Annotated in this window: 18 protein-coding genes and 1 pseudogene; 8 read left to right on the plus strand and 11 right to left on the minus strand. The window is 65.0% G+C overall.

From position 1 onward, the window contains the following. Nucleotides 1-96: 96 nt before the first annotated feature. Genes J3S28_RS00145 through J3S28_RS28665 form a run of 4 tightly spaced genes read right to left on the minus strand, consistent with a single transcriptional unit; the run spans nucleotide 97 to nucleotide 4,653 of the window. On the minus strand, nucleotides 97-867 hold the full coding sequence (locus tag J3S28_RS00145) for an SDR family NAD(P)-dependent oxidoreductase (RefSeq protein WP_207835444.1): 771 nt from the start codon (nucleotides 865-867) through the stop codon (nucleotides 97-99). Continuing rightward, entirely contained in the window at nucleotides 864-1,970 is a 1,107-nt protein-coding gene (locus J3S28_RS00150) for a zinc-binding dehydrogenase (protein WP_207835446.1), read from the minus strand. The genes J3S28_RS00145 and J3S28_RS00150 overlap by 4 nt, the downstream gene beginning before the upstream one ends. Next, nucleotides 1,967-2,914 (minus strand): TIGR03619 family F420-dependent LLM class oxidoreductase, encoded by a 948-nt coding sequence (locus J3S28_RS00155; protein WP_207835449.1) that lies wholly within the window; start codon nucleotides 2,912-2,914, stop codon nucleotides 1,967-1,969. Before J3S28_RS00155 ends, J3S28_RS00150 begins: the two co-directional genes overlap by 4 nt. Then, a complete protein-coding gene (locus tag J3S28_RS28665; protein ID WP_207835452.1) occupies nucleotides 2,914-4,653 on the minus strand; it encodes a PEP-utilizing enzyme in 1,740 nt (579 codons plus the stop codon). The genes J3S28_RS00155 and J3S28_RS28665 overlap by 1 nt, the downstream gene beginning before the upstream one ends. Before the next feature lie 277 nt (nucleotides 4,654-4,930). Between J3S28_RS28665 and J3S28_RS00165 the strand changes: the two genes are divergently transcribed. Both J3S28_RS00165 and J3S28_RS00170 read left to right on the plus strand, forming a co-directional pair. Next, on the plus strand, nucleotides 4,931-8,314 hold the full coding sequence (locus J3S28_RS00165; RefSeq protein WP_207835454.1) for a pyruvate carboxylase: 3,384 nt from the start codon (nucleotides 4,931-4,933) through the stop codon (nucleotides 8,312-8,314). Nucleotides 8,315-8,371: 57 nt separating this feature from the next. Further along, on the plus strand, nucleotides 8,372-9,211 hold the full coding sequence (locus J3S28_RS00170; protein WP_207835456.1) for a mycofactocin-coupled SDR family oxidoreductase: 840 nt from the start codon (nucleotides 8,372-8,374) through the stop codon (nucleotides 9,209-9,211). Nucleotides 9,212-9,310: 99 nt separating this feature from the next. Here J3S28_RS00170 and J3S28_RS00175 read toward each other — a convergent pair whose 3' ends face one another. The 4 genes from J3S28_RS00175 to J3S28_RS00190 are packed head-to-tail and all read right to left on the minus strand — an operon-like array spanning nucleotide 9,311 to nucleotide 14,069. Further along, nucleotides 9,311-10,366 carry an acyl-CoA dehydrogenase family protein gene (locus tag J3S28_RS00175; protein ID WP_207835467.1) on the minus strand — a complete coding sequence of 352 codons (1,056 nt, stop codon included), beginning with the start codon at nucleotides 10,364-10,366 and terminating at the stop codon, nucleotides 9,311-9,313. 10 nt (nucleotides 10,367-10,376) lie between these two features. Further along, on the minus strand, nucleotides 10,377-11,603 hold the full coding sequence (locus tag J3S28_RS00180) for an acyl-CoA dehydrogenase family protein (protein ID WP_207835487.1): 1,227 nt from the start codon (nucleotides 11,601-11,603) through the stop codon (nucleotides 10,377-10,379). Further along, nucleotides 11,600-12,382, minus strand: coding sequence for an enoyl-CoA hydratase-related protein (locus tag J3S28_RS00185; RefSeq protein ID WP_207835489.1), 783 nt, complete (start codon nucleotides 12,380-12,382; stop codon nucleotides 11,600-11,602). Before J3S28_RS00185 ends, J3S28_RS00180 begins: the two co-directional genes overlap by 4 nt. A 7-nt stretch (nucleotides 12,383-12,389) precedes the next feature. Next, entirely contained in the window at nucleotides 12,390-14,069 is a 1,680-nt protein-coding gene (locus J3S28_RS00190; RefSeq protein ID WP_207835493.1) for an AMP-binding protein, read from the minus strand. 200 nt (nucleotides 14,070-14,269) lie between these two features. Between J3S28_RS00190 and J3S28_RS00195 the strand changes: the two genes are divergently transcribed. The 3 genes from J3S28_RS00195 (at nucleotide 14,270) to J3S28_RS00205 (ending at nucleotide 16,315) form a co-directional block, all read left to right on the plus strand. Beyond that, complete coding sequence (locus tag J3S28_RS00195) at nucleotides 14,270-15,016, plus strand: FadR/GntR family transcriptional regulator (protein WP_207835495.1); 747 nt, start codon at nucleotides 14,270-14,272, stop codon at nucleotides 15,014-15,016. A 108-nt stretch (nucleotides 15,017-15,124) separates the two neighbouring features. After that, entirely contained in the window at nucleotides 15,125-15,343 is a 219-nt protein-coding gene (locus J3S28_RS00200) for a hypothetical protein (protein WP_207835504.1), read from the plus strand. Between the two features lie 177 nt (nucleotides 15,344-15,520). Beyond that, entirely contained in the window at nucleotides 15,521-16,315 is a 795-nt protein-coding gene (locus J3S28_RS00205; protein WP_237340893.1) for a BPL-N domain-containing protein, read from the plus strand. A gap of 51 nt (nucleotides 16,316-16,366) precedes the next feature. Here J3S28_RS00205 and J3S28_RS00210 read toward each other — a convergent pair whose 3' ends face one another. The 3 genes from J3S28_RS00210 to J3S28_RS00220 form a co-directional block, all read right to left on the minus strand. After that, nucleotides 16,367-17,962: a serine hydrolase gene (locus J3S28_RS00210; RefSeq protein ID WP_307796700.1), complete on the minus strand. Its 1,596-nt coding sequence runs from the start codon at nucleotides 17,960-17,962 to the stop codon at nucleotides 16,367-16,369. A gap of 104 nt (nucleotides 17,963-18,066) precedes the next feature. Further along, nucleotides 18,067-19,167 (minus strand): inositol-3-phosphate synthase, encoded by a 1,101-nt coding sequence (locus J3S28_RS00215; protein WP_207835530.1) that lies wholly within the window; start codon nucleotides 19,165-19,167, stop codon nucleotides 18,067-18,069. Further along, nucleotides 19,160-19,801 (minus strand): PadR family transcriptional regulator, encoded by a 642-nt coding sequence (locus J3S28_RS00220; protein WP_207835532.1) that lies wholly within the window; start codon nucleotides 19,799-19,801, stop codon nucleotides 19,160-19,162. Before J3S28_RS00220 ends, J3S28_RS00215 begins: the two co-directional genes overlap by 8 nt. A 276-nt stretch (nucleotides 19,802-20,077) precedes the next feature. Between J3S28_RS00220 and J3S28_RS00225 the strand changes: the two are divergent. The 3 genes and pseudogenes from J3S28_RS00225 to J3S28_RS00235 form a co-directional block, all read left to right on the plus strand. After that, nucleotides 20,078-20,467 (plus strand): annotated as a pseudogene (locus J3S28_RS00225) (DUF5318 family protein); the annotation flags it as partial. Between the two features lie 101 nt (nucleotides 20,468-20,568). Continuing rightward, nucleotides 20,569-22,800: a transglycosylase domain-containing protein gene (locus J3S28_RS00230; protein ID WP_207835534.1), complete on the plus strand. Its 2,232-nt coding sequence runs from the start codon at nucleotides 20,569-20,571 to the stop codon at nucleotides 22,798-22,800. 79 nt (nucleotides 22,801-22,879) lie between these two features. After that, nucleotides 22,880-24,490 carry a glycosyltransferase family 87 protein gene (locus J3S28_RS00235; protein ID WP_207838011.1) on the plus strand — a complete coding sequence of 537 codons (1,611 nt, stop codon included), beginning with the start codon at nucleotides 22,880-22,882 and terminating at the stop codon, nucleotides 24,488-24,490. Nucleotides 24,491-24,493 lie beyond the last annotated feature (3 nt).

Raw genomic sequence — 24,493 nt, forward strand, 5'->3', positions numbered from 1 at the left:
TTACAACCGTCGACCGTGCCTTACCGACCATCGAGCGTGCCAAAGTTGTGAAACTTCGGCACGCTCGACGGCGTTATCGGCACGCTCGGCGGGAGGTCAGGCGGGTGCGGGAATCGGGATCGTTTGCCCGCTGCCGCAGGTCGCTCCGCCGTCGACGGGTATCGCTGCTCCCGTGACGAACGACGCCAGGGGTGAGGCCAGGAAGGCGATGACCTCCCCGACCTCACGGGCGGTCCCCCACCGTTGCAGAGGGACCATCGACGCGAGCGACTGATACCGCTCCGGGGTGTTCTCTTCGATGCGTTTGGTCATGCCGGTACTGATCGGACCGGGGCAGACGGTGTTGACCCGGATCTTGTCGTTCGCGAGATCGATGGCGAACGAACGCGCCAGGTTGACCACGCCTGCCTTCGCGGCGGCATAAGGCCAGCGATTGGGTTCGCCTCCCATCGCAGTCGCGGATGCGGTGATGACCACCGAGCCGCCACCGTTGCGCCGGAACGCCGGAATCGATTCGCGCACACCGAGCGCCACAGCGCGCAGGTTGACGTTGATCGAGCGGTCGAAGACCTCCATGTCGAGGGTCTCGATGGATCCGGAGGCCGGTACGCCGGCATTGAGGATCAAGGCATCGAGCCGGCCGAACGACTCCTCGGCGAGCTCGATGGCGGCGCGGTTGTCGACATCGCAGGTGACGTCGCCGACGAACGGCACCGCGCTGTCGTTGCCCGCCAACCAATCCAGCGACTCCGAGGTCATATCGAAGGCGACCACCGACCCGCCGCGCTCGAGAATGATCTCGACGGCGGCCCGGCCGATACCGGACGCCGCGCCAGTGACAACAGCAACAATGCCCCTCTCCGTCATTGTGATGAGGCCATCTCGATGATCGCGCGCCCGATGATCTCACCGCGGGCCAGCGCCTGATACGCCTCGTCGGCTTGATCCAGCGTGTACCGGCGGGTGATGACGCGTTCGGGCTCGACGATCCCGCCTGAGACCAGGCGAAGCAGGGCAGGCATGTCCGTGCGGGCCTTGGCGCCGTAGGAACCGTGGATCTCCAGCTTGCGCCGGACCAGTCGGGCCAGGTCGATCTCTCCCACGCTGCCAGCGGGTGCGATACCGACCACTACTGCCCGGCCGCCGTCGTCGAGGATGTCCAGTGCGGTGGCGAAGGTGTGTTTGTTGCCGAGGGCCTCGAACGCGACGTCGACCCCGTGACCGTCGGTGAGGGCCTTGACCTCGGCGACCACGTCGGTGTCCCGGGAATTGATGGTGTGGGTGGCACCGAGTGCCGCAACGGCTTTCAGCTTCTCGTCGTCGATGTCGATCGCGATGATCTGCGAAACGCCGGACGCGACCGCGAACTGCACGATCGACGATCCGACCCCACCGGCTGCGATGACCGCGATCCGGTCGCCCAGGACGAGTTCGGCGTTGTTGATCGCACCGAGTGCGGTGAACGAGCTGCAACCGAGGATCGAGACCTCACCGAGACCGACTCCTTCGGGAACCTTGAAGGCGTCGGATGCGGGCACGACGCAGTATTCGGCCAGTCCTCCCATGGAGTACATCGCCAGTGGCGTACCGTCTTCGCGGCCCAGTCGCGTCTCGCCGTCATAGAGAGTGCCGTTCAAGCGGTTGTGCGCGAAAAACTTCTCGCAGAGGTCCTCTTTGCCGCTGACGCAGTGCCGGCAATCGCCGCACGGCATGATGAAGCTACAGACGACGCGATCGCCGACGGCGACGTTGTCCACTCCTTCGCCGGTCTGCTCGACGACACCGGACACTTCGTGACCGAGTACTGCCGGGACCGGGAACTTGACCTCGGACTTGAGCACATGCAGGTCGGTGTGGCAGACGCCGCAGGCGGTCACCTTCAGCAGGATCTCGCCGCGCCGGGGCTCGGGCCGTGGGATGTCTTCGATCGTCAGCGACGGGCTGGTGCCGTCGAATACTGCTGCCTTCACAACACACTCGCTTTCGAAATGTCGGTCGAGAGTTCTTCGGCGGTCTCGAGTAGCGAGGCCAGCCGGGCCGGCGCCTCCGCCCAGTCCCGGGTGGATCGCATCTCGTCCCAGAAGTTTATCTCCACGATGAACTGCTCGGCCCCCGCTGCGACCGCGGTACGGAGATCGCCGCGGACACCCTCGATGCCGTGTCCGCCGGAGCCGACGGCGTCGGTGGGCCGCTGCAGATAGGAGCGCAGGAACAATCGGACCGGTGCAGCATCATCGGCACGCAGCCCCGCCATCGTGTCGAGTTGTTGCTGCAAGGCCTCCACGGTCCCGCTGCTGGGGTTCCAGATGTCGAACAGTGCTGCGGTGCGGGCCAATCCGGCCACCGATCGCAAACCGGACAGCAGTGGCGGGTGTGGTTGCTGCAGCGGTTTAGGGCGGATCACCGACCGCGGGATGGAGAAGAACTCCCCGGAGAACTCGACCGGATCGGGACCCCAACAGGCCTGCACCGCGTTGACGAGTTCGCTCATCCGTCGACCACGCGTGCGCGGGTCGACGTCCATCTGGCTGTGCTCCTCGTCGGACCAGCCTGCCCCGAGGCCCGCGACGAGTCGGCCGCCCGACAGTACATCGAGCGTCGAAAGACGTTGCGCCAGTTCGACCGGACGGTGGTAGCCCGCGACGAGGATGCTGCTGCCGATCATCGCCTTCTCGGTACAGGCGGCGACAAAGGCCATCAGCTCGGTGGCCCCGAGTACCGAGCGGTACGCGGGGTGGACGCTGGTGGTGTGCCGTCCGCCGTAGATCGACTCGTTCGCCTCCGGGTAGAACAGGTGCTCCTGCACCCACAAGCTGGCGAAGCCGAGTTCTTCGGCCGAGGTCGCGAAGGCCCGGATCGCACCGGCGTCGACATGTTCACCGAGCTGCGGGAGGGTCAGACCGATCTCGACCACTAGAGCACCGTCACTGTTCCGGTGTTGCCGTCTACCTCGACCATCGCACCGTCGGGGATGCGCGCGGTGGCATCCTGCACCGACACCGCGCAGGGAATTCCCAATTCGCGACAGACGATGGACGAGTGCGTGATGGTCGAGCCCACGTTGACCACGACGCCGCCTGCGAAGACGAACAACGGAGTCCAGGCCGGATCCGTCTGGGGCGCAATGATGATGTCGCCCTCTTCGAGGTGCTCGGCGTCGTAGGGATCGTGCAGGATCCGGGCGCGGCCGCGGCTCACACCGGGTGCCCCGGACACCCCGGCGATGGATTCGCCGGGGACGGCGATCTGTGCTTTGTGCTCGGTCCGCTTGGGCCACTGCGACAGCGGCAGCGGCTCGAACAGGAAGAACGGAGGCTCGAGGTCGAACAGTGCGAGATACTGCTCGCGCCGTTGCGCGATGGTCTCCTTGAAGGACTCGGGATCGGCAGCGAAGGCGTCCAGTTCATCGGCGAGCAGCATCGTGACGTCGTGGTGGTCTTCCATGACCCCTCGCGCGACCATCCGGTGGCCCAATTCGTAAAGGGCTGTGCGCATCTCACCCATCACCTTCACGCAGGCGGTCTTGGTGCGCTCTCGCCACGGCATGAACCGGGTGATCGACTTCGCGGCGTCGAGGAAGCTCTGTCGCGTCTGTTCGTCGGGCATCTTGGCTGCGAGTTCGGCGGTCAGGGCGATTCGCTTCGTCTCGTTGCGCTGCCGGATCAGCTCGGGGTCGGAAGAGTCCGGACTCAACCGCATCCCATTGATCGCGAGCAGGGCGAGAACAGGCTTCGACTCCCAGCTGTCCGAACGGATGTCCCATTCGTTGGGCGCGCGCGAACCGTATTTGTAGAGGAAGTCGTCGAAGTCCGTCCGGAACTGCTTGGCGTCGGGGGAGCCGCTCGCGTCTACGGCGTCGAGCAGGGTGGCGAGGCCGTTGTCGAACAGCGCGGTCAACTCGTCGGAGCCCGCAACCAACCGGCCCATGTTCCACAGTGCGAACGACGGTGCGGCCGAATCGACACCACCGAGACCGCTGAGCAGGTCGCCGAGTTTGTCGGCTTCACCGATCGATGCCAGCAGGGCGCCCGCGACCGCAGGTCCGACGGTCGAGAGTGTGGTGGTCACCGGGTGGTAGGCGTAGCAGAAGATCAGGTCGGGGACGAATGACCGTGCGTGATCGACCAACTGCTGATCGTTCAGCGTGTTCAGGTCAGGCCGGTTCGCCCGGGCCTGGTCGGCCCGTCGCTTGGTCTCCTCCGCCTCGGGGAACTCGTCCGTTGTCAGAGCCCAGGCGCTCTTCTCCGCTAGACGCGCGGTGAGTTCTGCGTTGGCGTGGCCGGGCTTTTCCACGTAGTCGGGAAGGTCCGGGTGGTCGCCGACCCACAACCGGTTCCATTCCGGAACGGTCATTCCGGGCAGGCGGGCACCGTTGAGTTCGGTCGCCGAGAAGTTCGTGAAGTGGTAGCCACCGAAGTTGCCGAGCGTCTCGGGCATCACCTCGTCGAGCTCCGACGCCAGGTGGGTGCCGAGATGCTCGACGTATCCCTCACGCCAGCCGATGTTGAGGCCCTTGTTCCAGACGAGGCTGACATTCAGGGGACTCGACGGGTCCGGCAGCACCTCTCCCGCGTTGGCACGCGTGTACACGGGGTACCGCTCGCTGTACTCCCAGTCGGTGATCCAGCTGTCGGCGTTTTGCTCGTTGCTCACGAGTCCTCCTCGAGGTGCTGTAGGACTGTATTTCAAGTCACACTATAGAAACATCGGCACAATAGAAACATGTACAGAGATATTGCGCAGCAAGTTGGCGATCTTTTCTCTGCAGACGCGCTCGTCCAGTAACTTTACGAGTCATCTAGTAAGTTGGTTCGAAATGTGGGAGACTCAGCTCACATCCCCTGTTCCACGCCTCGCCGAGCCCGCGAGGTGTTCTTCGTCATTCCGCCATGACCCGTATCCGCCATGACCCCTTGTTCGGAGGAACGCCATGTTCTCGAAAGTCCTCGTAGCCAATCGCGGAGAGATCGCGGTCCGAGCATTCCGTGCCGCCGTCGAACTGGGCGCTTCGACCGTTGCGGTCTTTCCCTATGAGGACCGGAACTCCGCGCACCGGGCGAAGGCGTTCGAGTCCTATCAGATCGGTGAGACGGGGCACCCGGTCCGTGCCTACCTCTCAGTCTCCGAGATCATCGCGGCAGCGAAGCGTTCCGGTGCCGATGCGGTGTACCCGGGGTACGGGTTTCTCTCGGAGAACGCCGGCTTGGCGGCCGCCTGTGAGGCCGAGGGCATCGTGTTCGTCGGTCCGTCGGCGCAGATACTGGAGTTGACGGGTGACAAGTCCCAGGCCATCGCCGCCGCTCGCGCGGCGGGTCTCCCGGTGCTCGCCTCGTCGGCGCCCTCCGACGACGTGGAGGCGCTGATCGACGCGGCCGCCGAGATGCGATTCCCGCTGTTCGTCAAAGCGGTGGCCGGCGGTGGAGGGCGCGGGATGCGCCGCGTCGCCGGGCCGGAGCAATTACGCGAATCGATCGAGGCGGCATCGCGGGAGGCGAAGACCGCGTTCGGCGACGGTACGGTGTTCCTCGAGCAGGCGGTCGTCGATCCCCGGCACATCGAGGTACAGATACTTGCCGACGCCACCGGAGACGTGATCCACCTGTACGAACGGGATTGCTCACTACAGCGACGGCACCAGAAGGTGGTCGAGGTCGCACCCGCCCCAGGACTGGATCCCGAACTCCGGCAACGAATCTGCGCTGATGCCGTCACGTTCGCCCGGCACATCGGCTACACCTGCGCGGGAACCGTCGAGTTCCTCCTCGACCCGTTCGGCAACTACGTGTTCATCGAGATGAATCCGCGGATCCAGGTGGAGCACACCGTCACCGAGGAGATCACCGATGTCGATCTGGTGGGCTCGCAGCTGCGGATCGCCTCCGGTGAGACCCTCGCCGACCTCGGACTGACGCAGGAGTCGATCGAGATCCGCGGTGCTGCCATGCAATGCCGCATCACCACGGAAGATCCGACCAATGGCTTCCGGCCGGACACCGGCCGGGTCACGGCTTATCGAACCCCCGGCGGATCCGGGGTGCGCCTCGACGGCAGCGTGGGTGTCGGCTCGGAGATCGGGTCGCACTTCGACTCGATGCTGGTCAAACTCACCTGCCGCGGTCGCGACTTCGCGACGGCCTGCGCGCGGTCGCGGCGAGCGATCGCCGAGTTCCGCGTGCGCGGCGTCTCGACGAACATCCCCTTCCTGCAAGCGGTCCTGGACAATCCGGATTTCCTCGCGTGGAACGTCACGACGACGTTCATCGAAGAGCATCCCGAGTTGTTGACGCAGAACGTCTCTGCAGACCGCGGCACCAAGATCCTGCGCTATCTGGCGGATATCACGGTCAACCGGCCTCACGGGGAACGCCCCACGTCGGTGTACGCGATCGACAAGTTGCCGACCGTCGATCTGGCTGCCCGCCCCGAACCGGGGTCCCGGGACCGGCTCCTCCGGCTGGGTCCGGGCGGGTTCGCGGCCGATCTCAGAGCCGCCACCGCGCTGGCCGTCACCGACACGACCTTCCGCGATGCCCACCAGTCCCTGCTCGCGACCCGGGTCCGCACCCGCGATCTCGTCACCGTCGCGCCGCATGTCGCGCGTTTGACCCCGCGGTTGTTGTCCGTCGAGGCCTGGGGCGGCGCGACCTACGACGTCGCGTTGCGCTTCTTGCACGAGGATCCGTGGGAACGTCTCGCCGCGCTCCGCGCAGAGATGCCGAACATCTGCCTGCAGATGCTGCTGCGCGGCCGTAACACCGTCGGGTACACGGCATACCCGGACGAGGTCACCCACGCGTTCGTCCGCGAGGCGACCGACACCGGCGTCGACATCTTCCGGATCTTCGACGCGCTCAACAACATCGATCAGATGCGTCCGGCAATCGACGCGGTCCTGGAGACCGGGACGGCCGTTGCCGAAGTGGCGATGTCGTACACCGGCGACCTCGCCGATCCACGCGAGACGCTGTACACGCTGGACTACTATCTGCGACTCGCAGAGCAGTTGGTCGAGGCAGGTGCGCATGTCCTGGCCATCAAGGACATGGCCGGTCTGCTTCGTCCCGCCGCGGCGTCCACATTGGTCACCGCGTTGCGTTCACGTTTCGACCTCCCGGTGCACCTGCACACCCACGACACGCCGGGTGGTCAGCTCGCGACCTACTACGCCGCCTGGCAGGCGGGTGTCGATGCCGTGGACGGCGCCAGCGCAGCGCTCGCCGGTACCACCAGCCAGCCTGCGTTGTCGGCCATCGTCGCCGCGACCGACCACACCGACCGCGCGACCGGACTCGACCTCACCGCTGTCTGTGATCTCGAACCCTATTGGGCAGCAGTGCGATCTGCGTATGCACCTTTCGAATCCGGACTTCCGGCACCCACCGGGCGGGTCTACACGCACGAGATCCCCGGTGGCCAGCTGTCCAATCTGCGTCAGCAGGCCGATGCTCTCGGCCTTGCCCACCGCTTCGAGGACATCGAAGCGGCCTACGCGGGTGCCGACCGGATCCTCGGCCGCCTGATCAAGGTGACGCCGTCGTCGAAGGTCGTCGGAGATCTGGCGTTGTCGCTGGTTGGTGCGGATGCCACGGCGGCTGACTTCGAGGCCGACCCCGCCGGCTACGACATCCCAGCGTCGGTGATCGACTTCCTGCGCGGAGACCTGGGTGAACCTGCCGGTGGCTGGCCCGAACCCTTGCGCTCTCGTGCGCTGGCCGGTCGCGCAGAGCCCCGCGCGACCGTCCCGCTGACCGAGGCGGACACCACCGCACTCGGCGCCGGGTCGCGCGAGCGGCGAGAGGCTTTGAACCGGTTGCTGTTCCCGGGGCCGACCGCCGAGTTCGAGTCGCACCGCGACAACTACGGCGACACCTCGCAGCTGTCGACCAACCAGTATTTCTACGGTCTGCGGCAGGACGAGGAGCACCGGGTGCAGCTCGAAAAGGGCGTGGAACTGCTCATCGGTCTCGAGGCGATCTCCGACCCGGACGCGAACGGGATGCGCAACGTCCTGTGCATCCTCAACGGTCAGCTGCGTCCGGTCCAGATTCGCGATCGGAGCATCGAGACGACCACACGTTCGGCTGAGAGGGCCGACCGTACCGACCCCGGACATCTACCGGCGCCGTTCACCGGGGTGGTGACGCTGTCGGTAAAAGAGGGCGACACCATCGCGCAGGGCGAATCGGTGGGTTCGATCGAGGCAATGAAGATGGAAGCGACCATCACTGCCACCAAGGCGGGCGTCGTGACCAGGATCCCCATCAGCCGGGGCGCACAGGTCGACGGTGGAGACCTGCTGCTCGTCGTCGGCTAGATCAAGGGTGCGGGCGCGATGTCGCCCGTGACCAACAATCCGAAGGAGTGAGAACACATGACCGGTCGGTTCGAGGGCAAAGTCGCCTTCATCACGGGAGCTGCACGAGGACAGGGACGTTCGCACGCGATTCGTCTTGCCGAAGAAGGCGCGGACATCATCGCGATCGACATCTGTCGGCCGATCGAGAGCGTGACGCCGTTCTATTCGCTGGCGGATCCCTCCGACCTCGCGGAGACCGTGCGCCTGGTCGAGGGTCTGGACAGACGCATTGTGGCGCGGGAGGTGGATGTCCGTGACCTCTCGGCGCTCACCGCCGCTCTCGACGAAGGCGTTGCTGCACTGGGGGGTTTGGACATCGTTCTGGCCAACGCCGGCATCTTCATCAGTCATGACGCCGACGGCATGCCGGAAGAGGCATGGCGTGACGTCCTGGACATCAATCTGACCGGTGTCTTCTTCACAGCGCACGCCGCCATCCCGCACCTCAAGAAGCGGGGTGCCGGCGTCATCCTGCTGACCAGCTCCACTGCCGGAATGCAAGGCTACGCAAATGCGCCGCACTACACGGCGAGCAAGCACGGCGTGGTCGGGTTGATGAAGAGTCTCGCGCAGGAACTCGGCCCCTTCGGCATCCGGGTCAACACGGTGCACCCGACCGGTGTGGATACCCCGATGATCCAAAACGAACGAACCTGGGGATTGTTCTCCCCGGACGACCCGAATCCCACTCGCGAGGCCGCCGCCGAGGCGATGAAGGTGACCAACCTGCTTCCGGTTCCATGGATCGACCCTCGCGACGTGAGCAACCTAGTGGCCTGGCTGGCCTCCGACGAGGCGCGTTACGTGACGGCGTCGCAGTATTCCGTCGATGCGGGCGCGGTGAACAAGCCGTGATGAAACCCTGATACTCCTGCTCCACAGCACAAACGAGCCGGAAATACTAAGACGAGCCACCTACAGGTGGCTCGTCTTCGTATAGGTGGATCGTTTGGTTCAGCTCACGAGCGCGGCAGCAACCGTCTCGGCGTGCACGGCGGTGTTGCCGAAGAGTAGTTCGCTCGTCTTGGCACGACGGAAGTACCTGTGCAGCGGGTGTTCCCAGGTGAACCCGATGCCGCCGTGGATCTGGACGGACTCCTCTGCCGCGAAGGTTGCGGCCCGTGAGGCCAGCACCCGGGCGGTCGCTGCAGCGACGGACAGTTCGTTGTGACTGCGGGTGTCCGCCTCGGCCGCATCGAGCACCGCGGCCTCCGCGAGTTCGATCGCGACGAGCATGTCGGTGAGCCGATGCTTGATCGACTGGAACGATCCGATGGCCCGACCGAACTGGTGCCGGGTCGTGGCGTACTCCACGGACATCTCGAGGCAAGCGCGCGCCGCCCCCACCTGCTCGGCGGCGAGTGCGGTGATCGCAACGGCCTGCGCCTTCGCCAGACCTGCCGCGAGATCATCGCCGCCGATGCGCTGGGCCGGCGCCGCTGTGAACTCCACACGTGCGAGTGGTCTGGTGAAGTCGAGGGATTCGCGTGCGGTGCGGACCACGCCGTCGGCGTCACCGGCGATGATCGCCAACTCCGGACCGGACGACCCGTCGGCGACCACGACGAGCAGGTCGGCGTCTGCACCGGAGACCACGGCTTCCTGCGCGCCATCGAGGACGAGCGTGTCTCCGTCACCACCGGACGCCGTGATCGACGACGTCGCAAAGGGGTAACCGGTCACGAGTGCGGCGGTCACGCTGCCGTCCGCGATGGTCGGCAGATGTTGTGCCCTGGCGTCTTCCGAACCCGCATGCAGCAGGGTGAAACCCGCCAGGATCACCGACGAGAAGTACGGTGCGGCACCGAGTGATCTACCCAGCTCGGCCATCACCACCGCGGTGTCCTTCAAGGTGAATCCGGCTCCACCGTAGGTCTCCGGGAACGGGACCTCGGTCAGTCCCATCTCCAGCAAGGCGCTCCAGACGTCGTCGCCCGCTGCGGTCCGTGCCAGTGACGACCGGAGACTGGATTCGAGATCGCGTTGTTCGACCGTCAATTCGAGTGGCATTGCCGAGCTCCTAACGTGGTTCGCGGGGCAGGCCGAGCCCGCGTTCGCCGATGATGTTTCGCTGTATCTCGTCCGAGCCGCCGGCGATGCGATAGCCGGGCGCGCCCAGGAGATGTTCGGTCCACGCGAACGTGTTCAGTTCTCCGGTGTCGGCGAGGATTTTCGGCCCGAGGAACGACGCGGCAGCGTCGCCGATCCGCTTGAGATTCTGGGTCCAGACGAGCTTGCCGATCGACCCCTCTACTCCAGGAACGGCTCCCGATTGCTCACGTTCAGCGTACCGAGCCACCATCAGCGCCGAGGCGCGCTCGTAGATCACGGCGTCTGCTAGTTGCTGTCGTACCAGGGGGTCGTCGGTGATGCCCATGCTCTTGGCCAGCCGCACGAGGTCGGCGCTGTTGCCGCCGGCGCTGACGATGCCGGCGCTCGAATTGCGTTCGAATCCAAGCGTTGTGAGCGCGACCTTCCAACCGTCGCCCTCGGCACCGATGCGCAGCGAGTCCGGGAGTTCGACGTCGGTGAGGAAGACCTCGTTGAAGGTCGAACCGCCAGAGCTCTGTCGAATGGGACGTACGTCGACCCCCGGCGCGTCCATCGGCACCATGAACGCCGTCATCCCACGGTGTTTGGCGACGGTGGTGTCGGTGCGGGCGATGAGCAGGCCCCACTCAGAGAACTGCGCGCCCGAGCTCCAGACCTTCTGCCCGTTGACCCGCCAGGTGTCGCCGGACTTCACGGCCTTGGTCGAGAGGCCGGCGAGATCCGATCCTGCACCCGGCTCCGAGAACAGCTGGCAGCACAGGAGGTCGGTCCGCAGGAAAGGTCTGACGAAGTGTTTCTTCTGGTCCTCGGTACCCAGCACGTGCAGGGTCGGCGCCACCAATTCGACAGTGACCAGCACGGTCTCGTGACGGTCTGGTGTGTTGTATTGCCGCTCGAGGCCTACGTACACTCGTTCGTGGCTCGCCGTGAGGCCTGCACCACCCCACTCAGAACCCCAGGTGATCGCGCCGAATCCGGCGTCGACCCTGCGCCGCTGCCAGTCCCGCGCGGCGTCGATCAGTGCCCGTTCCTCGTCGTGGGTGTGGTTGTGGAAGATCGCATAATTGGGGTCTGGGGCGACCGTCGATTCGCTCTCCCGCCGGTCGAGGTGCTCATCGAGCCAGGCAACGCACTTCTCTGAGAACGCGTCCAGGTCGATGACCTGTGCTTCGCCCGAACCGGGTGCCGGCGTCATGGCTTCTTTCCTTTCGCCATCTCCGCGATCCTGGCCTCGACGGCCTTCTTGGAGTCGGGGTGTTCGGATAGGCGGACGGTAAAGGTCTGTTCGAGTTCGTAGCCACGCTTGAGGTCGACGTCTTCGCATCCGTTCAACGACTGCTTCGCGAGGGTCAGCGCATATCGGCTCTTCGCGGCGATGACGCGCGCCCGCGACATCGCGACCTCGAGGAGGTCGTCGTGGGGCACCACGTCGATCGGGGCACCCCAGCTGCGCAGGGTCTCGGCGTCGACGGGTTCGGCGGTGAAGAACATGCGGCGCATCGCCTGTTGCGGAAGCATCCTGGCGGTGAACCGGCCTCCACCCAGTACGCCGACGCCCATTTCCGGCAGGCCGAACGTCGCCCGGTCGGAGGCGACGACGATGTCGCTGAGCGAGGCCAAAGCGAGACCGCTGCCGAGAGCGGGACCGTTGATCGCAGCAATGACTGGCAGCGCGCAGTCGTACAGCCCGAAGAGTGCGCGTCGCACGCTGCGCATCTCGACGTCGCCGCTGACCGCATCCATCACCCGAAAGTTGCCGAGATCGTTTCCTGCACAGAAGATCCGGCCCCGGCCGGTGAGTACGACGGCCCGGATGTCCTGATTGTCGGACAGGGCGTCGAAGACCTCGGCGATCTCGTGATACATCTGCGTGTCGATCGCGTTCACCTTGCCGCGTGCGAGTTCGACGAGTGCAATACCCGATTCCGGCTCGGTGACGACGAGGTGTTCGATCCCAGGCGTCTGAACAGTCATTCGGCCTCTATTTCTCATGTGTCGCGGCGAACTTCATCGCCGACATCTGCGGTGGAAGCGCATTCCGATCGCGGGTCCAGTCGCGGAGCGCAAACTTCTGCACCTTGCCGCTGGCGGTCTTCGGCAGCGAATCGACCACGAAGACGCTCTCCGGAATCTTCTGGACCGCGATCTCTCGGTCGAGCAGGAATGAGTGGACCTCTCCGAGGGTGAGGTCGCGATGGTCGCGGGTCACGACGAACGCGCAGCCGCGTTCTCCCGTCCGGGGGTCCGGTCCGGCGACGACAGCGACCTCGACGACAGCAGGGTGTTCGCTGAGCTGATTCTCGACGTCGTGGGCACTGATCTTCTCGCCCGACCGGTTGATGATGTCCTTGATACGACCGACGACATGGATGCCGCCGCTGCTGTCGAACCGGCCCAGATCGCCGGTTCGAAAGAATCCATCTGGCGTGAAAGCATCTGCATTGAGGGAGGATTCGAGGTACCCGAGGAAGGTGTCGGGGCCGCGCCACATGATCTCGCCGACGTCACCGGTCTGCGCGAGGCCACCCTTGCCGTCGGACACCAGGAGTTCGGTCGGACCGATCGGCCGCCCGTCGGTGTTTATCCGGAGATACAGCGGATCCAGGCGGTCGGCGGTGCTGACCGACGGGCCCTCGGTGGCGCCATACATCCGCACCACCGTCCCGAGTCGTTCGGTGGCCGCAGCGGTGAGTGCGTCAGGGATGTTGGCACCGCCGCAGACGATGTACCGGATCGAGGGGGTCGGTGTGCCTGTTGTTACGGCAACGTCGAGCAGCCCACGAAGAAACGGCGTGGAGAAGATCATGAAGCTGCCGCGTTCAGTGACGATGCGCTGCAAGGCAACCGCGGGATCCCACACGTCCTGCAGGACAACGGGTGCGCCGAGTAAAAAGGGGAGAATCAAGGCGCAGTTGATACCGGTGACGTGGGTGACCGGTGAAGGGTTGAAGATCACGTCGGTCTCGTTGAGACCGAACCAGTCGATCATCGAGCGGTTTTCGTAGACCAACGTGTTGTGGCTGTGCAGCGCCCCTTTGGGATCGGCGGTGGTGCCCGAGGTGTACAGCAACAGGCAGACGTCGTCGGCAACCGGAGGTGCGATGGCCCGGGTCTTGCTGATCATCGGCGTCGTGACCGAGCTCATGAGGTCGGTCCAGGTGACGGCAAGACTTCCGGCGCCGGAGGCGTCGCCGAGCGAGATGATCCATTCGAGGTCGGGTAGGGCGGCAGCGAGGCCCCGGTACATCTCGCCGACATCGGCGCCGCGGAGCTCGGCCGGGATGAACACGACCTTGGCCCGGGACTGACCGAGGATGAAGCGTAGTTCGCGGGAGCGGTAGATGGGCACGATCGGGTTGGCGACGGCACCGATCTTCATCACGGCTTGGAAGACGATGACCGCTTCTGCGCAGTTGGGAAGCTGAAAAGACACCACGTCGTCCGGGGTGACCCCACGGGCTTGCAGTGCGGCCGCCAATCGCGTTGCTTGTAGGTCGACCTCGGCGAAGGTCAGCCGTCGGTCGCCGTCGACCACCGCTGTCGCCATGGGATAGCGCTGGGCCGCGCGGGTGAGAAAATGGCCGATCGGCTGGTCAACCCAGTACCCGCCATCGCGAAACGACTGCGCGAGTTCAGCATTCGGTGGCCGTGTTGGCAACATGGCTACCTCCTGTCCTGCGCCGCGTACTTTTCTGACATCGGCTACAGTATCTAATCTCGCTAACTATGTACAGACTTGACCCACATCACAGTTCGGATGGGTACTGTTGGGCGCAATGCCGGAGCGCTGAAAGTGTTGTCAGCGTACGAGCCGAATGCGCTGATATCCACGCAGCGCCTGCTGATCGCCATGGGGGAGAGATGACCGCAGAAGACACCGTAGGGCCGAAGGTCCGCGGGCAGAAGATGTCCGCAAAGATCGCAAACGTCATCGCGGATCAGATCCTCACCGGCGGCATCGTGGTCGGTCAGCGGCTTCCGACCGAGAAAGAGATGGTGGCCGAGCACGGGGTTGCCCGCACCACGGTCCGGGAGGCGCTGCGGCTACTCGAGAGCCGGGACCTGGTGACCATCAAGTCCGGCATCGGCGGCGGCCCGGTCGCCAAGCGGCCGGAGCTCGAATCGCTCGGGAACACAATGAAGCTGTTCCTGCAGATCGACAGCGCCAACATCAGCGACGTCATCGATGTCCGGCTGATGCTCGAACCCATCGTGGCCCGCGCCGCTGCGGCGAACGTGACCGACGAACAGATCGAGGTCATGCAGACCGCGCTCGACAGGATGCGCGAAGATCCGGGTGACTATGCGAACTTCCAGGAGAACAACGCGGTCTTCCAGCGCTGTGTGTACGAGGCGGCCGGCAATCCCGCGCTGAAGATCGTCATGGAGACGCTGTGGTTGCTGGTGCGCGACGCCGAACCCAACGAGCATCCGATGGCCACCAGACTTGCCGCGGTCGAGATGCAGCAGGACGTCTTGGACGCGATGCGTGCGCGCGACACCGAGGCGACCGCGAAGACGATGAGCGCGTTCAACGAGGAGTCGGCGAAGTACTACCGCCGGCGGCTGGCCGACATCATCTCGCGGCCGGTGCACTGGCAGATGTAGGGGTGAGTGCGCTCGTCGACCGTTCGGCCGACGTTGCAGCCGTCGGGAACATTCGCGGGTTCCGGGCTCTCCTATCCCTGAAAGCCACACATCAGCGAGGAGAACATCATGGCCACCGAGTACTACGACACCAACGCCGACGGAATCATCGATGCGGCACTCACCGACACCGACGGTGACGGCATCGCGAACTACGAGGAATACGACACCGACGGCGACGGTATGGCCGACGAGATGCACGAGGACGCCAACAACGACGGCTACATCGACACCGTGCACGTCGACACCGACGGTGACGGTTACTACGACACCACCGTGGTCGGCTGATCCGCCACCGTTCACTCGCCGAAGACCCACCGAGATCCGGTGGGTCTTCGTCGTAGTCCTCCTCCTCGATCTCCGGTGCGCACCAGGCGAAACCATCTACACTGCTGTGAATCGAACAAACGCCGGGTCAGCCGCTTGTGGTCGCCGCCGGGGGAGCCGTCCGCGAGGAGAGACGACATGACCATTCGCCGCCAGCAGAAGTCGCACCCGTTCCGCTCGACATGGGTGCGCGCGTTGGTCGCGACGGCCCTGGCCGTGCTGGTGATGGTGATGGGTTGCACTCCTGCGACCAGTGCGCCGGAGCCAAAACTCCCCCTCGCACTGATCTACAACGGTCCGCAAGGGTGCGACGACTGTGCGCCCTCCATCGCGACGCTCCTGCGCAACGCGCCGCACCCGTTCCGGACCAAGTACGTGGGTCCCGGCACCGGCACCCCTCTCACCGCGGCCACTCTGGCCACCGCGTCGCTGTACGTGCAACCTGGGGGAGGTCAGGATCTCGAGTCCAGCTGGGCCGACCTCAAAGCAGTGGCTGACGACCTACGAGCGTGGATCAGCCGCGGAGGCAGCTATATCGGCGTCTGTTTCGGAGGTTACCTGGCGGGATCCGATCCCGGTTTCGACCTGTTGCCCGCCGCAGTGGGCGGATATACGGACACCGCGGGCGCCACCGTGCACAACGACCGGGACACCGTCGTCGGCGTCACCTACCGCGGACAAAAGCGCCACATGTACTTCCAGGACGGTCCCGCATTCACCGTGAAGCCGAACGCGGATGCCGAAGTCCTGGCGACCTACCCCAACGGCATCGCCGCAGTCATGGTGGCGCCCTACGGCAAAGGCAAGGTCGGTGTCAGCGGTCCACACCCCGAGGCCGACCAGTCATGGTATGACGAGGCGCGTCTGAAGAATCCGGATGGAATACGGACCGATATCGCCTACGAGCTCGTCGAGAAGACCACTGCCCGCTAGGGGAAATCGCGGAACGCCGCCGCAGCAGGCTGATCCGCGAACCGAATTCGATCAACCGACTTTCGAGAACGTCCCGAGCCCGTTGTCGTCGAAGTACTCCAGCACCACGGTGTTGCCGCTGAAGGTTGCCTGCGACACCGTGCCCGGGTTCGGCATCTCACCGGTCGGTGTGAAGGTCCAGGTGTCGCCACTCCACGGCGTGAGGGTGTACTGCACTCGATCCGGTCCGATGGTCAATTGCAGGTTGCCGTCGGGCATCGCAGCCACGGTCGCCTCACCCCAGTACGGATTGGCGTAGGTGCCGGCGTACTGCGGTAGCGGCCCGGCAGGCGCGGCGTCGGCGGGACGCTGCTTGCCTGCCAGTTCACCTCCTGCGGGTTCGGCGGTGAGCTGTGCGTAGTCCGCGACCCAGTCCCGGGTGACTTCTCCGTACTGGACGAGGTCGACGAATTCGGCGGTCAGAGCTTCGACCGCGCCGATCGGTCCGGCGTTGCTCAGGGCCACGATCCCGACGTTCAGGGACGGGATCATCACGTAGTTGGTCGCTGCACCCAGGTTGAACGCTCCGGAGTGGCTGTTGATAACGCGTCCGGACGACGTCGTGCTGACGTTCACGCCATAGCCCGACGTACCCGACCGGAACGAGGTGTTGCGCCCCGGTCCGTTGACGAACTCGCTGGTGAACGCTGCGACGAGCGGCTCCTTCTCGACGAGGGGCTGACCATTGTGTTCGCCACCGGCGAGGATCAGGTTCATCCACTTGGCCAGGTCGTTGACCGTCGATGAGACGCCGCCGGCGGGGGCCTGGGCGTCGGGGTCGCGCTGGAATCTGGGCTCGTACTTGTCGCCGACCAGCGTGTGCGGGATCGCGCGGTCGCTGTGCGCCATGTAGTCGGCGAAGCGGGAACTGGTGTTGGTCATGCCCAGCGGTCCATAGAGCGAGTTCTGGCTCAGCGTGGCCCAGTCGGTTCCGGCGGCGGCGGAGACGGATTCGGCGGCTGCGGTGATGCCGAAGTTGGTGTAGTTGTCGTGAACCCGGAAGTTCGCGACCTCGATGGGCTCCTGCGCAAGCTTGCTCAGGATCTCTGGCTGCCCGTAGCCGAGGTCTTCGAGGATGTCTCCTGCGTGCAGCGGCAACCCCGACCTGTGCGTGTACATGTCAGCAATGGTCACGTGGTCACTGATCCACGGATCGCTCATGGTGAACGACGGAAGGTTCTGGCGGACAGGGGTCTCCCACTCGACGACCCCCTTGCCGACCTGTTCGGCGATGACCGTCGCACCCACGGATTTCGAGAGCGATGCGATCTGGAAGACGGTGTCGGCGTCGACTCCCGCGTCTTTTCCGACCTCTTTGACCCCGAAACCTTCGGCGAAAGCCACCTCGCCGTTGTGTACGACCGCCACCGCGAGGCCGGGGATCTTGGTCTTCGAGAGAATGCCATCGGCGAGTTCGGGCACCCGGTCGATCGCGTCCTTGATCTGCGCGTCGCTCACCGACACCGCCGAATTGGCAGGCGGCGGGCCCGAGAAGTCGCCCGCGGGAGCAGGTGATTCGTTGTCGCCTCCGCATGCGGACACCACGAGAACAGCCGCCAGCGCCGTGGCGGCGACCTTGATGCGGCGAGAGGTGATCAAACTCGTCATAAGCGACATTCTTGGTCATCGCTGCGCACTTTGCACGGGAAATACCAAGAGCCGCACACCTTCTGCAGGTGTGCGGCTCTCGGGTGAAGCGCGATCAGATCAGATCAGGCGTCTGCTCCGACGATGAAGGCTTCGAGCTGGGTGCGCGCGACGTCGTCGGCGAGCTGCTCGGGCGGGCTCTTCATCAGGTAGGCCGACGCGGGGAGGATGGGTCCGCCGATGCCGCGGTCCTTGGCGATCTTGGCGGCCCGCACGGCGTCGATGATGATGCCGGCCGAGTTGGGGGAGTCCCAGACCTCGAGCTTGTACTCGAGGCTCAGCGGCACGTCACCGAAGGCACGGCCTTCGAGGCGGACGTAGGCCCACTTGCGGTCGTCGAGCCACGCGACGTGGTCCGAGGGTCCGATGTGGACGTTCTTGTCGTCGATCTTGCCCGACAGCGAACCGGTCAGGTTCGAGGTCACGGCCTGGGTCTTCGAGACCTTCTTGGACTCCAGACGCTCACGCTCGAGCATGTTCTTGAAGTCCATGTTGCCGCCGACGTTCAGCTGGTAGGTGCGGTCCAGGGTCACGCCGCGGTCTTCGAACAGCTTCGCCATGACGCGGTGGGTGATGGTGGCACCGACCTGGCTCTTGATGTCGTCTCCGACGATCGGCACGCCGGCGTCGGCGAACTTCTTGGCCCACACGGGGTCGCTGGCGATGAAGACCGGGAGGGCGTTGACGAACGCGACGTTCGCGTCGATGGCGCACTGCGCGTAGAACTTGTCGGCCTCCTCGGATCCGACGGGCAGGTACGACACGAGCACGTCGACCTTGGCATCCTTCAGGGTCTGGACGACATCGACGCCCTCGCCGTCAGCCTCGGTGATGGTCTCGCGGTAGTACTTGCCGAGTCCGTCAAGGGTGTGTCCGCGCTGGACGGTGACGCCGGTCGGCGGCACGTCGGCGATCTTGATGGTGTTGTTCTCGCTGGAGAAGATGGCGTCCGAGAGATCGAATCCGACCTTCTTGGCGTCCACGTCGAACGCGGCGACGAACTGCACATCGCGGACGTGGTACTGGCCGAACTTCACGTGCATGAGGCCGGGAACGACTGCGCTCTCATCGGCATCCTGGTAGTACTGCACGCCCTGGACCAGGGATGAGGCGCAGTTTCCCACGCCAACAATCGCCACGCGAACTGAATTGGTGTTGTCACCCATGGTCGGGTTCCCCTTCTTTGTGTGGTGTAACTGAGGTTGTTTCTGGTTCTGCATGGACCGTCTCGGTGGGTAACGGGCCGGGGTTACGCGACGCTGCTGTCGGGTCCTCGGCTCGCTCCGATCCCTCGGCGGCGATGAGCTCGTTGAGCCAGCGGACTTCTCGTTCGCTGGATTCGAGACTCAGCTGATGGAGCTGCTTCGTGTAGCGATCCACTGTGCGGTTGGAACGTCCGACTGCCTCACGGAGACCTTCGCGGCGCTCTTCCACCTGCCGGCGACGACCCTCGAGAATGCGCATCCGCGCCTCTGCCGGGGTCCGGCTGAAGAATGCGAGGTGCACTCCGAAGCCGTCGTCGGTGTAGTTCTGAGGACCCGTGTCCGCGACCAGTTCAGCGAACCGCTCACGTCCTTTGGGAGTGAGCGCATAGACGCGACGTGCGCGTCGTTTGAGCGTTCCCTGTGGGCCGGCATCCTCAGCGATCAACCCGTCGGCCTGCATACGGCGCAGCGACGGGTACAGCGATCCATACGAAAACGCCCGGAATGCCCCGAGAAGACCGGTGAGCCGCTTGCGCAACTCATAGCCGTGCATCGGGGACTCGAGGAGCAAACCGAGTACTGCAAGTTCGAGCATCGGGATGACACCTCCATTCAACGTGTTGCAGAAACCTGTGTGCCAAACAGTACACCCGAATGTATCGGGCCGATATAACCGGGTGGGAAACTACGTCTGAACTGGGGCGATCCGAGGGGTATCGGCCAGAAAGCGTTCAGATGTCCTCTGCTGGCGGCGCTGCGGGGGCGCTCGAGCGCGGTGTTGATGCCGGTGACCGGGTCTGCACTCGGGCCGGGCCCGTGCAACAACCGCAGACGACCGCTGAGCGGTGGCACGTACTCTTGACGAGTGCGATTGCAGCGACAGGTGGTGGACTACGCGTTACAGCGCAAGTCTCGGCTGGCCGAGGTGTACTCCGGACGTACCGGGGTCGCCGAGGTCTGCGATGCCAGCCCCTATCTGCTGCGAGCGGCCAAGTTTCACGGCCGACCGTCCACGACTCGGTGCCCGATCTGCAGAAAAGAGCAGGTCACCATCGTGTCGTGGGTGTTCGGCGAGAAGCTTGGACAGGTTTCGGGATCAGCCCGGACGACCGAGGAGATCTTGCGTCTGGCGGTGAGCCAGGAGGAGTTCTCGGTACATGTGGTGGAGGTGTGCCGGACATGTAGCTGGAACCATTTGGTCCAGTCATACGTATCTGGATTGCCGCCACGGCCACGGGTGCGACGCAGTCGCAGGGTGGCCGGCGGACGCGTGGCAAACAATTCAGCCGGCGGTGGATCCTCGCAAGTGGACACCGCCGGTGGCCCGGAAGTACTGGGTACCGAAGGTATGGAGAAGTATCTGTGAACAGCGGCCCTGACGGACCGAACAGGTCCACTTGGACCTCGGAGCACGATGGCGGACGTCCCGCTTCGGCCGGCCTGACCCCGGCGCAGAAGAAGCGACGCCTCCACAAGGTCATCGCTTGGATCGTCGGCCTCGGCGGCGCGTTGCTGCCGGGGTTCGTCTTGGTGATGGCGGCAGTGTTCCTGTTCACCTACGCAGACCTATCCGTGCCCGCACCCGGCGACATCAAGCAGAGCCAGATCGCGACCGTGGTCGATTCCTCCGGTGGTGAGATCGCGAAGATCGTGCCACCGGAGGGCAACCGAACCGACGTCCCGATCGAAGAGATCCCGCTCGTTCTGCAGCAGGCGGTCATCGCCGCCGAGGACCGCGAGTTCGAGGAGAACGCGGGGTTCTCGATCAGTGGTTACGGACGCGCGGCGCTCGGCAAGATCACCGGTCGCGAAGACGCCGGCGGTGGCTCGACGATCACCCAGCAGTACGTGAAGAACGTGCTGACCGGTGACGAGGCCAGCTACCAGCGCAAGTTCCGCGAGCTCGCGATCTCCACGAAGATGGCCAACGAGTGGTCGAAGCAGGACATTCTCGCCGCCTACCTCAACACCATCTACTTCGGTCGCGGCGCCTACGGTGTCTCGGCTGCGTCGAAGGCGTACTTCAACAAAGACATCCGCGATATCACCTTGCCTGAAGCCGCCGTCCTGGCGAGCTCGATCCGGTCCCCGTCCTACTACGATCCCGCGACGAATCTGCAGGCAGCCGAGGGCCGTTGGAACTACGTCCTCGACGGAATGGTGACCACCGGGGCCATCACCGAGGAAGACCGTCTCGCGCAGCAGTACCCCAAAGTCGTCGAGCAACAAGCCGAGACCGGTGACCCGGCGAGCAACGGACCCAACGGCCTGATCAAGCGGCAGGTACTGGCCGAGCTGGGCACCCTCAACATCTCCGAGGAGGAGATCCGCACCGGCGGGCTTCGGGTCACGACGACCATCGACCCGCAAGTGCAGAACGCGAACGTCAGCAGCGCCAACGACTTACGTGAAGGTGAACCCAACGACATCCGGACGGCAGTGGTCTCGATCGACCCGCGCACCGGCGGGGTCAAGGGCTACTTCGGCGGAAACGACGGCAACGGTTACGACTACGCCCAGGCCGACCTGCAGACCGGGTCATCGTTCAAGGTCTTCGCGCTCGTGGCCGCCCTCGAGCAAGGCATCCCGCTCTCCAAGAACTACAGCTCGGCACCCTTCGAAGGTGCGGGCGGTCTGACCGTCAACAACTCCGACGGCGAATCGTGTGGCAGCTGCAACCTGGCCACCGCGATGAAGATGTCACTGAACACCGTCTACTACCGACTGATGATGGACCTCAACGGCGGACCCAATGCTGTCGCCGAAGCGGCCCACCGCGCAGGAATCCCTGAGGTTTCCAGTAGCGGAGTCAAGACTCTCCAGAACGCAGACGGCGGTGTCGAGGGTGGTGTGGTTCTCGGACAGTACGATTCCCGCGTCATCGACATGGCCTCGGCGTACGGCACCCTCGCCGCGTCCGGCATGTTCCACGCCCCGCACTTCGTGCAGAAGGTCGAGAACTCCAAGGGCGAGGTGCTGTACGAGCGCACCGACAACCAGGGTGAACGCCGGCTTCCCGCCGAGGTCGCCGACAACACCACCGCGGCGCTCGAACCGATCGCGGCCTACTCCAACGGCAATGCTCTTGACGGCGGAGAACGCCCGTCGGCATCCAAGACCGGAACCACCCAGCTCGGCGACACCGGTAACAACAAGGACGCCTGGATGGTCGGTTACACCCCCCAGCTGTCGACCGCGGTGTGGGTCGGTACCGACAAGGGTGGGGCGCTGAAGAACTACAGCGGCGCAACCATTTATGGGTCAGGGCTGCCCGCCCAGATCTGGCGCACCGCGATGAACCGTGCGCTCGAGGGGCAGCCGATCGAGAACTTCCCGGAGCCCACGGAAATCGGTGGGGTCGCCGGCGTGCCGTACGAGCCGCCGCCCGAGACCTACACCACAACCCGCAGCAGGCCGCCGGCGACAACGACCGCTCCGCCGACCTCGACCACCCAACCGGGGGTGACGCTCGCGCCGGGCGTGGTGATACCGCTGCCAGGGCAGGCGAACCCGGATCCCGACACGGAGACTGAGACGGAGACGGCACCGACCCTGCCTCCTGAAGAGGGCGGCCCGGGCCGCGGTAGCCCGTAGGCGACGGTTCGTGACGACTGAGGGGGACTCGGAGAGCGCAGTCGGGGCCCGAGACGATGAGCCTCGCGCCGAGCAGGCGCTGACAACCGATTCGCTGGATCTGTTCGAGTCGCCGACCGAGTTCGCTCCCGATCGACGAGAGGCGAGCACTCGGATCCTGCCGAGCCGCAGCGACCCCATCGCCGCCCCGGGCAGCATGGTGATCGGTGGCCCTGTCGGCCTGCACGCAGTCGTCGGCCGCAGTCCCGGCTGGACACCGGTGCGGGTGATCCTGCTGATCGCACTCGTATTCCTGGCGCTCGGGTGGTTCGCGAAAGCCGGTTGCCTGCAGCAGGCTCCGGACAAGACCACCAAGGTCCTGGGTCTGGATTGGGACAACCACCGCCAGTACACCGCGCTGTGTTACGCCGACACCATCCCCCTCTACGGCGCCGAGAAACTCAACGAGGGGGCACTGCCGTACAAGGCGTCCTGGTTCCAGGACGACGGAAACGGTGGCCAGGAGCAGCGCTTCATGGAGTACCCCGTTGCGACGGGCATGTTCATGTACGCCGCGGCGCAAACCGCGCAAGGGTGGGAGTGGGCGCACGAGAACTGGGGCGTGCCTGCAGCGCTCGACGTGGTGCTGTTCTTCAATCTGGTCGCGCTCGGTCTTGCGCTGTGCTGGTTGGTCACCATCTGGGCCACCGCGCTCACCGCGCAGCGCCGGGTGTGGGCGGCAGCCTTGGCCGCCGCATCGCCGTTGGTGATCGTGCACATCTTCACGAACTTCGATGCCATCGCCACCGCCGCGCTGGCCGTCGCCATGTTGGCGTGGTCGCGCCGAAATCCCTGGCTCACCGGACTATTCCTGGGAATCGGGATGGCGGCGAAGCTGTATCCCGGGCTGTTGCTGATCCCATTGCTCATCCTGTGCCTGCGTGCGGGCAAGGTTCGCGACTTCGGGATCACCGCTGTCGTGACCGCCACCACCTGGCTGGTGATCAACCTGCCGATCATGGTGCTGTATCCCCGCGGCTGGTCAGAGTTCTTCCGCTACAACTCAGAACGCGGCACCGACCCCGACACCCTCTTCAATGTCATCTCGGCGGTGTCCGGGTATCAGTGGGGCAATCAGCCGGGGCAGGCGCCGTCGTTGCTCAACGCGATCAGCATGGGTTTGTTCATCCTGATCTGCCTCGCACTGGCGTTCATGGCGTTTCACGCTCCGATGCGTCCACGCCTGGCGCAGCTCATGTTTCTGACCGTCGCCGGATTCTTGCTCGTGAACAAGGTGTGGAGCCCGCAGTACTCGTTGTGGCTCGTGCCGTTGGCGGTGCTGGCGTTACCTCACACCCGGATCTTGTTGGCTTGGATGGTGATCGATTCACTCGTATGGGTGCCGCGCATGATGTGGTACCTGTTCCAGGAGACCGGCGACGGGCTACCGGAGCAGTGGTTCCTCACGGCGGTGGTGATCCGCGACATCGCAGTGATCGCGCTGTGCGCGTTGGTCATCTGGCAGATCTATCACCCGACCGAGGACCTGGTCCGCCGTGGGCACGGCTGGCGGCGACTGTCCGCCGACGACCCCGGTGGCGGCGTTCTCGATCTCGCTCCCGATCGGATGCCGTGGCCGCGGCGCACGCCCACAGTGCGCCAGCGCGAAGACGATCAGGCCACGGGACCGCTCCTGCTCGAGGACTCCTAGCCC

It is taken from the genome of Williamsia soli, assembly GCF_017377795.1.
Taxonomy (GTDB): domain Bacteria; phylum Actinomycetota; class Actinomycetes; order Mycobacteriales; family Mycobacteriaceae; genus Williamsia; species Williamsia soli.

What these genes read in the sequence shown, in the direction of transcription:
- J3S28_RS00180 (WP_207835487.1), bottom strand. Translation starts at nt 11,603, where the DNA reads ATGACGCCGGCACCCGGTTCGGGCGAAGCACAGGTCATCGACCTGGAC.
- J3S28_RS00210 (WP_307796700.1), bottom strand. Translation starts at nt 17,962, where the DNA reads ATGACGAGTTTGATCACCTCTCGCCGCATCAAGGTCGCCGCCACGGCG.
- J3S28_RS00145 (WP_207835444.1), bottom strand. Translation starts at nt 867, where the DNA reads ATGACGGAGAGGGGCATTGTTGCTGTTGTCACTGGCGCGGCGTCCGGT.
- J3S28_RS00185 (WP_207835489.1), bottom strand. Translation starts at nt 12,382, where the DNA reads ATGACTGTTCAGACGCCTGGGATCGAACACCTCGTCGTCACCGAGCCG.
- J3S28_RS00190 (WP_207835493.1), bottom strand. Translation starts at nt 14,069, where the DNA reads ATGTTGCCAACACGGCCACCGAATGCTGAACTCGCGCAGTCGTTTCGC.
- J3S28_RS00165 (WP_207835454.1), top strand. Translation starts at nt 4,931, where the DNA reads ATGTTCTCGAAAGTCCTCGTAGCCAATCGCGGAGAGATCGCGGTCCGA.
- J3S28_RS00215 (WP_207835530.1), bottom strand. Translation starts at nt 19,167, where the DNA reads ATGGGTGACAACACCAATTCAGTTCGCGTGGCGATTGTTGGCGTGGGA.
- J3S28_RS00220 (WP_207835532.1), bottom strand. Translation starts at nt 19,801, where the DNA reads ATGCTCGAACTTGCAGTACTCGGTTTGCTCCTCGAGTCCCCGATGCAC.
- J3S28_RS00205 (WP_237340893.1), top strand. Translation starts at nt 15,521, where the DNA reads ATGACCATTCGCCGCCAGCAGAAGTCGCACCCGTTCCGCTCGACATGG.
- J3S28_RS00175 (WP_207835467.1), bottom strand. Translation starts at nt 10,366, where the DNA reads ATGCCACTCGAATTGACGGTCGAACAACGCGATCTCGAATCCAGTCTC.
- J3S28_RS00170 (WP_207835456.1), top strand. Translation starts at nt 8,372, where the DNA reads ATGACCGGTCGGTTCGAGGGCAAAGTCGCCTTCATCACGGGAGCTGCA.
- J3S28_RS00195 (WP_207835495.1), top strand. Translation starts at nt 14,270, where the DNA reads ATGACCGCAGAAGACACCGTAGGGCCGAAGGTCCGCGGGCAGAAGATG.
- J3S28_RS00200 (WP_207835504.1), top strand. Translation starts at nt 15,125, where the DNA reads ATGGCCACCGAGTACTACGACACCAACGCCGACGGAATCATCGATGCG.